Origin of the sequence: Arthrobacter sp. A2-55 (assembly GCF_025548615.1) — a bacterium.
Taxonomy (GTDB): Bacteria; Actinomycetota; Actinomycetes; order Actinomycetales; family Micrococcaceae; genus Specibacter; species Specibacter silviterrae.
Map to the genome: position 1 here is coordinate 13,423 of NZ_JAJLOZ010000014.1, position 10,196 is coordinate 23,618.

Annotated in this window: 6 protein-coding genes; all 6 read left to right on the forward strand. The window is 65.7% G+C overall.

The window, feature by feature from the left end:
* The first annotated feature begins 49 nt into the window (after positions 1–49).
* The 6 genes from LPN03_RS05895 to LPN03_RS05920 all read left to right on the forward strand — a co-directional run bounded on the left by LPN03_RS05895 (position 50) and on the right by LPN03_RS05920 (position 8,997).
* Positions 50–619: a 50S ribosomal protein L25/general stress protein Ctc gene (locus LPN03_RS05895; protein ID WP_165181751.1), complete on the forward strand. Its 570-nt coding sequence runs from the start codon at positions 50–52 to the stop codon at positions 617–619.
* Positions 620–629: 10 nt separating this feature from the next.
* On the forward strand, positions 630–1,208 hold the full coding sequence (pth, locus tag LPN03_RS05900) for an aminoacyl-tRNA hydrolase (protein WP_262453490.1): 579 nt from the start codon (positions 630–632) through the stop codon (positions 1,206–1,208).
* A 125-nt stretch (positions 1,209–1,333) separates the two neighbouring features.
* On the forward strand, positions 1,334–2,629 hold the full coding sequence (locus tag LPN03_RS05905; RefSeq protein WP_262453491.1) for an AAA family ATPase: 1,296 nt from the start codon (positions 1,334–1,336) through the stop codon (positions 2,627–2,629).
* A gap of 6 nt (positions 2,630–2,635) precedes the next feature.
* A complete protein-coding gene (locus tag LPN03_RS05910; RefSeq protein ID WP_262453492.1) occupies positions 2,636–3,259 on the forward strand; it encodes an RloB family protein in 624 nt (207 codons plus the stop codon).
* A gap of 297 nt (positions 3,260–3,556) precedes the next feature.
* Positions 3,557–6,226 carry a helix-turn-helix transcriptional regulator gene (locus tag LPN03_RS05915; RefSeq protein ID WP_262453493.1) on the forward strand — a complete coding sequence of 890 codons (2,670 nt, stop codon included), beginning with the start codon at positions 3,557–3,559 and terminating at the stop codon, positions 6,224–6,226.
* Between the two features lie 5 nt (positions 6,227–6,231).
* Entirely contained in the window at positions 6,232–8,997 is a 2,766-nt protein-coding gene (locus tag LPN03_RS05920; protein WP_262453494.1) for a helix-turn-helix domain-containing protein, read from the forward strand.
* Positions 8,998–10,196 lie beyond the last annotated feature (1,199 nt).

Sequence of the window (10,196 nt, forward strand, 5' to 3'; positions counted from 1 at the left end):
GTTGACCTGTTTAGTCCACGCCCACACCAAAGAATGAAGGAGCATTTTCATGTCTGATTTGAACCTCACCGGCGAAGCCCGCACCGAATTCGGCAAGGGTGCCGCCCGCCGCATCCGCCGCGCAGCCCAGATCCCCGCGGTCATCTACGGCCACGGCGCAGCCCCGCTGCACATCGTCCTGCCGGAGCGCGCCACCGTCCGCGCCATCCGCGCCTCCAACGCCCTGCTGACCGTTACGGTTGACGGCACGGAGCACCTGGCCCTGGTCAAGGACGTCCAGCGCGATCCCCTCCTGCAGATCGTTGAGCACATCGACCTGCTGACCGTGAAGAAGGGCGAGAAGGTCATCGTTGACATTCCCGTCGTCGTCGTGGGCGAGCCTGCCCCGTCCGTGGTTGCCAACCAGGAAGAAATGTCCGTCAGCCTCTCCGCCGACGCCACGCACCTGCCCAAGCACATCGAAGTTGACCTGAGCGGCCTCACCGCCGGCCAGCACATCCTTGCCAGCGACCTGAAGCTGCCGGCCAACGTTGAGCTGCTGACCGACCCCTCACTGCTGATCGTGCACCTGGCCGAGCCGGCCGCCGTCGCCGAGGAAACCGAAGCAGCAGCAGAGTAGCCTCACCTTCATGAGTGACACCTGGCTTGTAGTCGGGCTCGGGAATCCCGGGCCCGGCTACAGCCGCAACAGGCACAATATTGGCTTCATGGTGGTTGAGGAACTTGCCTCCCGCCACGGCGCCACCTTCAAAACCCACAAGGCGCGGGCGCTCATCGCCCAAACGCGCCTGGGCATCGGCGGCCCCAGGGTGGTGCTTGCGAAGCCCTCGGTTTTCATGAACCTCAGCGGAGGCCCGACGGCGGGACTCGCCAAATTCTTCGCCGTGGACCCCGGGCAGGTGGTCGCCATCCATGACGAGATCGACATCCCATTTGACACAGTCAAGCTAAAACAGGGCGGCGGCGAAGGCGGGCACAACGGCCTGCGCGACATTTCCCGCGCCCTGGGCACCAAAGACTACTTCCGCGTCCGTGCCGGTGTGGGCCGCCCGCCGGGCCGGGCGGACGCCGCCAGCCACGTGCTGCGCGACTTCAGCTCCACCGAAAACAAGGACCTCCCTTTCCTGATTGGCGCCGCCGCGGATGCCGTGGAACTGCTCATCGCCGAAGGCCTCACGGCGGCCCAGGAGCAGTTCCACAGCGCCTAATGGACAGTTGGCACTGCTGACGCCGTACCGAGCTGCCGAATATTTGCACTCAGACCACCATTTTCGTCAATTCTGTGCGATTATTGGCTTATGGGTGCATTGATGGTGCAAGGAGGTTGCAGCCCGTGTTGATTAGATTTGAAGCCAGGAACTTCCGTTCGATCGGTGAGACTGTTGAATTGTCAATGGTTGCTGTGGATCGCGATCGCGTTGAGGCGCGGACGGAGGCACTCCTCGGGGAGAGTCTGCTTCCGGTTGCCGCAATCTTTGGGCCAAACGCATCCGGCAAGTCAAATGTCATTGCCGCCTTTCGGTGGGTGCGTGATGCCGTAGCGAATTCGCTGCGCGTGTGGGACGAACAAATTCCGCTGGAGCCCTTCGCTTTTGGACGCGGGCCAGCCATGTCAAGTGAATTTGTGGTCGAATCAACGGTGGATGGCGTCCGGAACGAATATGTCCTCGAAGTCGACCGGGAGCGAGTCGTTTACGAGGGTTTGTTCCACTACCCGGAGAAGAAGCGCCGGCGAATTTTCGAGCGCGACGGGATGGAGCTGAAGTTGCAGCGGGGCCTCGGGGGACTGTCCGGGACGCGGGAACTTCTCACCGAACGAACTTTGGCCCTATCAGTGGCAAGGCGCTTCAATGAACCGTTGGTGTCCACATTCGCCCGTGATCTGCTAAATACACAGACGCTTGGAAATGTACCGCAGCGGTACCAGTTGGCCGGAATCGACTTCTCCGCTCGCCTGGCTCCCGGCTCAAGCGAAACCATGCGCTGGTTTGAACATTCCGCCGAACAAACTTCGCTCTTTGACGAGTCGGAGCTGGACATCCACGTGCCGTACGATCGCCAACAGGCGTTGGCCCTGCTTCGCTTGGCCGACTTGGGAATAGAAGACGTCCTGGTGGACACACAGGAGGTCAGCTACTCCGATTCAAGCGAGGTCAGAACGAGGCGCCGCCTGCGCCTGCTGCATCGATCAAATGAAGACAGTGTGCCATTTGACTTCGCGGCAGAATCCGAAGGAACCAAAACATGGTTTCAACTGATCGGGCCCGTGCTGAAAGCCTTGCGACAAGGCTCCTTGGTGCTTTTCGACGAACTCGATGCCAGCTTGCACCCCACCTTGTCGGCGGAGTTAATCCGGCTGTTCCACAACCCTGGTACCAACCCCTGGGGGGCGCAGCTCATTTTCACCTCACATGATACGAGCCTTCTCAGCCACCTAAATCGTGATGAGGTGTGGCTAACTGACAAGCGTGCGGACGGCTCGACGCGCTTGGGTGCACTTGCCGATTTCGCAGGTGAGCGTGTCCGGAAGTCGCAAAACCTTGAGGATGCCTACCTTCATGGCCGGTTTGGCGCGTTGCCGCAAATTGACAACGCCGGACTGTATCGAGCTCTCGGGCTGATCGGCTAATTGCTCATGGGGCAACGACACCGCGGGGGAAAATCGCTCAAGAGGGTCACAGGGCGTCGGCCGGAACTCCGAACAATCGTCGCATTCTGTGAAGGCAAGAAATCGGAGCCGGACTACATTAACGGACTGAAACGGCTGCCCCACCTGGCGGAAAGAACAGCCCTAAATCTGGAAATACATCCCCTTCAGGGCGTGCCCCTGACGCTTGTCCAGATGGCCGTGAAGCGAAGGAAGGACGTTGAAGTTGACGAATGTTGGTGCCTATTCGACGTGGAGTTCCCGCAAAACCACCCCAACCTCCGGCAGGCTGTGGAACTTGCGCGGGTCCATGGGATAAAACTCGCAATTTCCAACCCCTGTTTTGAAGTCTGGCTGATTCTGCACTATGAGGACTTCACGAGTTCTGCGAGCACTGAAGTTGTCGAACGCAAGAGCCGTTCCCTTGATGGCAGGGCCGGCAAGGGCATCGATGCCGGTGTCTACATGCCTCGACGCAAGGACGCCGTCCGCAGGGCGAAGCAACTGTCAGCCCGGCATCGGCGCGACCATACGATGTTTCCCGACGACAACCCGTCTTCGGGCATGCCGGACTTCCTCGAGGCTTTGGGAGACCCCTTGGGAGACAGCTAGGCACTGGTCCATTCCGCGTCTGCCAAAGGCAGGGCACATGGTCCGGAACCGGGCCCGGAACGGCGGCCACAGCCCCATTTAAATATTCTGTTCACCGCTCCCGACTGTTATGATCACAGGTGAGCGCAACGGCGGATTGTAGGGGAGTTCGCCAGTCAGGAAATACGGGGTTCCGGCATGTCGATCGATGATGTGGCCGTCACTTCCATGTGGACTGGTGACGATCCGTCGCCATCTTTTGAAGCAATGGGGGCGGCGGACAGGCAGGTGTGGGCTTCCTTTGCGCGGCAGAGGGAGATGGACCAGACCCTTGCCGCCATCAACGATCCGTCAACGTACGGCGCCGTCGTGGTGGGGCCTTGGGGCGTCGGCAAAACCACTCTGGCACGCGCCGTCGAGGCCGCGCTTGCCGAAACCACCCACGTTGTCAGGCTGTTCGGTTCCCCCACGGAAACCCCCGTGGCCTATGGCTCGCTGGCCGTCTGGATGGCCCGCCTGGCCCCCGGTGCCGCGGATTCGCCCGCCAGCATCATCCACGGCCTTGACAGGTTGATTCACGACGACGCCGACGGCCGGGACGTGCTCCTGGTCATCGACGACCTCCCCGCACTTGACCCCATGTCGGTGGGCGTCGTCATGCACCTGCTCCTCAGCGGCGGTGCCAAGGCCCTGGTCCTGGTCAGGGACGGCGGCCAGCTGCCCGAGGACCTGGTCTGGCTGGCCAAGGACGGCCTCCTGAGCGAGATGCGCCTGGACTATTTCAACCGCGCCGAAGTGGGGGAACTGGTTGCCAAGGCCACCCGGAACCTGGTTTCGGCGTCGGCCGTCACCGCACTTCACAAGGCCAGCAACGGCATTCCGCTGGTGCTCCAGGCCCTGTTCCGCGAGCAGGTAGCCAGCGGCAGCCTGAAGTTGCGCCGCGGCGTCTGGGTGCTTTCCGGACGGGTGAACGCGGACCCCGACAGCGCGCTGGCGGACATTGTCCGGGCCCGGCTGGGGAGGGAAACCGAGGAGGTGCGCCTCGGCGTTGAGAAGTTGTCGCTGCTGGGCACGGCGCCGCTGTCCATTGTCACTGCCGCGCTGGGGCAGGAGACCGTGTGGGAGATGGAGGAGCGCGGCTTCCTGGCCATCGACCCCGCCGGCCGCCACCACGCACAGCTGAGCGAACGCTATGTGGGGGAGATTGTGCGCGGCTCGCTGGACCCCGAACGCATGATGGAATTGCTCGTGGAGCTCTCCGAGGTGCTCAACCACGAGGTGGACAGCCTTGACTCCCAGGAACTGATGGCCCTGGCCGCCTGGACCCTGGACGCCGGGCTGATCCTGGAACCGCGCTTTGGCCTGGCCGCAGCCCGCCGCGCCCTCACCCAATTTGACCCCCAGCTGGCCCTGCGCTGCACGGTGCACATCCCCCCGGGGCATGCCCGCTTCCTCGAGGCGGTGCAGTTGCGCAGCGAAGCCTATGGGATTGTGGCGGACTACCGTGGTGCCGTTGACGTGCTCGACGCCGTTGCACCAGAGCAGCTTGCCGGGCTGGCTTTGCAGGACTATTGCCAGTGGGTGCTGGCCCTGACCGGTGCCCTGTTGTGGGTGCCGGAGGGTTACGCCCGCATTCCGGGCATCCTGGCCGAGGCAGAGTCCCGGCTCCGAATCGATGAGCGCCGCCGCCGCGACGCGCCGCCAGGCGCCGCCGTCGTGCCTGAAAGTGTGGTGCCTGAAACCGCGGTGCCGGAAAGCGAACTTCAGGCCGCCCGCCAGTTGTTGCGTCTGGCGTACTTTGAATACCAGGTCCACCGGGGCGAATTTGCGGAGATCGTGTCGGAGCTGGAGGAAGCCAGCCATGATCCCGACCTCAACTTCAGCCTCAATTGCGCGTGCCTGCTGGTGCCCACGCTGGCCGTGTTGGGGCGGGAGCTGGATGCGGTGGCCGTGGGGCACAGGGTCACGAAGGAGATTGAGGACCGCGGCATTTCGCTGAAGTTTGCGCGGCACTGCCGGGACGGGCTGACGCTGGCGCTGACGTGGAGCGGGCGCTGGCTGGAGTCGGTGGACCTGCTGCGCAGCGAACTGGAAACCATGCCGCAGACCGCCCAGTACCGTGGCGGCCTGCTGGAGCTCAGCCTGGGCCTGGCGCAGGCCTATGCCGGCCGGGGGAGCGCCGCCGCCGAAGTGTTGCTGGCCGCCGCAGCGCAGCTGGAAGTCCGCGAAAGCGACAATGCGCTGGGCCTGGCGTATTCCGCCCTCGCGTTCACGCTGGCGCAGGACAACAATGAAAAGGACGCCATGGAATACCTGGCCCTGGCAGCCTCCGCCGGCAGCCCCACGCTGTGGACCAACCGCGCCATGGCCGAATTTTTCCGCCTCATGGCCCTGCGCTGGCTGGACGATCCGGACGCGGGGGAGAAGCTGCACGCCTCGGCCCGCGCGGACCTTCGCCAGGGCCGTTATTCCACGGCGTCCATGTCGCTTTTTGGCGGCACCATCAGCGGCACGGAGAAGGATTTCGCCCTGCTGGAGGACGTCTCGCTGCGCCGCCAGGGGCCCATGCCGGAAATCAATGTGATGCTGGCCCGCAGCTGCCGCCGGCACGATCCGGTGCTGGCCCTGGAGGCGGCCGCCGCGGCGCAGGTGTTGAAGCTCGACGCCGTTGAGTCGCGGTGCGCGGTGCTCGCCCTGGACTTCGCGAGGGAGACGGGGGCCAACGCCCTGGCCCGCGAGGCCAAGCAGCGCCTGGACCGGCTGACGGCCAAGCTGGCACGGCTTCCCATGCAGCCCCACACGGAAGGCGTCAAGCTCACCCAGCGCGAGCTTCAAGTGGCCAAGCTGGCCAAGCGTGGCCTGGGAAACCGGGCCATCGCGGGGCGGATCGGTGTGTCCGTGCGCACGGTGGAGGGGCATCTGTACCAGGTGTACAGCAAGCTGGGCATCACCAGCCGCAGCGAGCTGGAGCAGGACCAGGAACTGTAACGGCAATGGTTTCCCGCCAGGGAGGGCGCAGGCAGGCAGGGCAGGCACTGGGGACACCCTTCTGCCGTGAATCGGAGCTGGCCGAGATCACCGAACGGCTGCTGGACCGCGAGTGCCGGGCAGTATTCCTGGCCGCGGACATGGGTCTGGGCACCACGTCCATCCTGCGCCGGCTCGCCACGTCCGCCCCGGGAAATGCGCCGGTCATCTTCCTGCACGGGACGCCGTCGCTCGCTGAAGTCCCCTTCGGTGTGCTGGCCCCCTACCTCAAGCGCGCCACGGCCACCCTGGTCCTGTCCCACATCGACGCCATCAGGGAAATGCTGGGGCTCTTTGCCGAACGGTCCGAGGAAATCCGGCGCGCCACGGGTGAGCCGGCCGGAATACCCCTGCTGGCCATTGATGAGGCGGACTCCATTGACAGCTCGACGGCGGAAGTGGCGGTGAGCCTGGCCCATTCCGGCAGTGCCAAGCTGGTGGTCTCGCACCGGCCCACGCGTGAGCCCGTGGACCCGCTTCCCCAGCTGTGGCATGACGGGCTGGCCGAAAGGATCCAGCTCCAGCCGCTGGACCGGGCCGCAGGCCATGAGTTCTGCGTGGGCGTTTTGGGCGGGCGGGTGGCACAGGGCACCAGCTGGCACTTCTGGTCCAGCGCCGGCGGCAACCCGCTGCTGATGCGCCTCCTCATGGCGGACGCTGCCGAAAACGGCTGGGTGATGAAGCACAACGGCGTGTGGCTGGCTCCGCTGGAGAACAGGCCGCAGGGGCGCGCCTTGCAGGACGTGGTCAGGGCGCAATTGCGGGGGCTGTCCCCCCAGGCCCGCCACAGCCTGAACCTGGTGGCCCTCTCGGAGCCGGTGTCGGCGGCGGTGATCGCTGACATTGCCGGCCGGGAGGCGCTGGGAGAGTTGCGGGGGCGGCACCTGATCCATGGTTCGGTGACGGGGGCGGGGCAGATCCAGCTCATCAATCCCGTGTACGGGGACGTCATCCGCACCATGGTGCCGCGCGCGGAAAGCCTCATGCTGCACCGCCAGCTGGAGGAGCGCGTGCAGGCGGACAGCTTCCTGCCCCAAGCGCTGATCCGGCGCGTGGTGTGGGCCCTGGACAACGGTGAACGGGTGCCCAGCGACAAGCTGCTGCTGGCAGCCATGTTTGCGTGCAAGTTGTTCCAGTCGCCCCTGGCACTGCGCCTGGCCGACGCCGTCACGGGGTCCGGCTACACCCAGCGTGCCCGGGCGGTGAAGGCCCGCGCCCACTACAACCTGGGCGACTACGCCACAGCCGCCGAACTGCTGGACGGTGCGGAGGAGCGGGCCACGAATGTCAGCGAACTGCTGGTGGGCGTGCTGGTGCGGGCGGAGACCCGGGCGGCCTTGCGCGAGCCGGCGGAGCTGGGCTTCGCGAGCGGGCAGGCCGTGCGGGCTGCCGGTGCGCGGCTGGCCCTGGAGGATCCGGCCAATGCCGAGATCATCCGCCTCCAGGCCGACGGCCGGGCCCAAGTGCTGGACGCACTGACGCTTTCACGGCAGGGCGATTATGAGCAGCTGGGCCAGCTGGCGGGACGGGCCCTTGCGATTCCGGAGCGCACGCACGATCCCGAGTTTTGGATCAACCGTGCCATAATGCTGGCTCTGGAAGCCGAGCGCCTCAGCGCCCAGGGCCGTCCCGTCGAGGGCATGGCACGGGCCTCGGAAGCCCTGGCCATCCACCAGATCGAGGGCCACGAGGTGTTTTTTGTCCCGGAAACCATCCTGGAACGAATGCTGTGCGCCTCGCTGGCCGCGGGCGAATGGGGCCAGGTGGTGGACCTGCTCCGCGCCGTGGACACCGACCTGCCGGCCGCCGTCGTCAGTTTTGGGGGCAGCGCAGCGGGGGCCCGCGGGCTGATGCTGCTGCGGCAGGGGCGGCTTGCGGAGGCGCTGGCCGCGCTGAGTGCGGCCGGGGATGCCCTGGCGGCCAGCGACCCGCAGCACCTTGCCGGCTGCTGCACGGCCGCGACGTTTTATGCGGCGGCCGCGCTGGGGGAGCGGGAGGAGGCCGTCCGGCTGCTGGGCCAGTACCGGCCGGACCACGGCATGTTCGTGACGTCGTCCTACGAGGCGGCCTTCCTTGCCGCGGGCCGGGCGCACTTGGAGGCTGCGCGGCGCCGGGGTGCGAACGTCAAAAAGGACGACGGCGGCGGTCCCGCCGAGCTGACCGCCATCGCGGATCAGTGGGCGGAGCGGGGGATGGTGCTGGCCGAACTCAACGCGCTGGTGCTGGCCCTGGACTTCGACGTGGATGCGATCAGTCCGCGGCTGCGGCGGGTGGCCGAACGCATGGAGGGTCACTGGGCTGCCGCGCTCGCAGGATTCGGCAAGGCTGTGGAGGAGGGAACGGGGCACGGCATGCTGGACGCGGCGGACCGGCTCATGTCCACGAAAATGTTCGGCTTGGCCGTGACGGCGTTCCAGCTGGCGGAGTCCCGGTCCGTTCAGGGGCGCCACGGCTCGGTGGCCCACCTGGCCCGGGCCGGGCTGGTCCGTGCGCGTGCCGCCCTGGGGCTGGTGACGGATCCCCTGACGCAGGCCGGCGCGCTGGTGGTGCAGGAGACACTGACCCGCCGCGAACTGGAAATCGCCCGATTGGCCGCCGGCGGCTTGACGGACAAGGACATCGCCGCCGAATTGCATGTATCGGTGCGCACGGTGGAGGGGCACCTGTACCGCAGCTACGGAAAGCTCGGCATCACGGCCCGCAGCGAATTGGCCCTGGTGATCGGCAAATAGGGCTCCGGTGGTCCAGCAGCGAGCTCTGCGAGCGCGTCGAGACCCCGACCCCACACCCCGGTGGTCGAGCAGCGAGCCCTGCGAGCGCGTCGAGACCCCGACCCCGCACCCCGCTGGTAGAGCAGCGAGCCCTGCGAGCGCGCCAGTATGCAGCGATGGCGACATAGGCCGGGTCTAAGTCGCCATCGCTGCATACTCGAGGGGAAATTCAGGGCCTGGGACCCGGATTTCGACAGGCTCAATCACCGAGTGCCCAAATGGTGCCCGCGACAATCGGTGGTGCAGCTCCTGCGACCTTTTCGATGCATGGCCCGCAGATGCTGCACCACCGATTCCTGGGAGGGCGGCGAGCCCGCGGGTGCTGCACCGTCGATTCTTGGGAGGGCGGCGAGCCCGCGGGTGCTGCACCGTCGATTCTTGGGAGGGCGGCGACCCCGCAGGTGCTGCACCGTCGAATCAACAATGGTGGGGAGGAGGCGCAAACGGACTCCGAATGTACAGATATGGTTGGCCGGCGCGGACTCGGGGGTCGGATTGGCACCTCTGAGGCACCAATTGGCCGGTGAGTTTGCAGCGATGGCGACATAGGCCGGGTCTAAGTCGCCATCGCTGCTGACTCGAGGGGAAATTCGGCGGCCGGGACCCGGATTTCGACAGGCTCAATCGCCGAGTGCCGAAATGGAGCCCGCGACAATCGGTGGTGCAGCTCCTGCGACCTTTTCGGTGCCCAACCCGCATCTTCTGCACCGTCGATTCTTGGGAGGGCGGCGACCCCGCAGGTGCTGCACCATCGAATCAGCAATGGTGGGGAGGAGGCGCAAACGGACTCCGAAGGTACAGATACGGTGGGTCGTCGTGGTCGCCGAGGATCGGATCGGCACCTTTGAGACACCGACTGGCCGGTGAGTATGCAGCGATGGCGACATAGGACGGGTCTAAGTCGCCATCGCTGCTGACTCGAGGGGAAATTCGGCGGCCGGGAGTGCGGCGACCCCGCAGGTGCTGCACCACCGAATCCCGGGAGGGCTGCGAGCAAGCAGGAACCAAGGGCCCTCCACCATTGCACGGGTACGGCCCAAACACTTGCGTACTCGCACCACTCACTTAGTCCGTTGGTGACCATAACACTGGCCCCACGGGCACCATGAGCACCAGCCCGGCCGCCATCAGCCCAAAAACCAAGTAGTCCAAATCGAAAA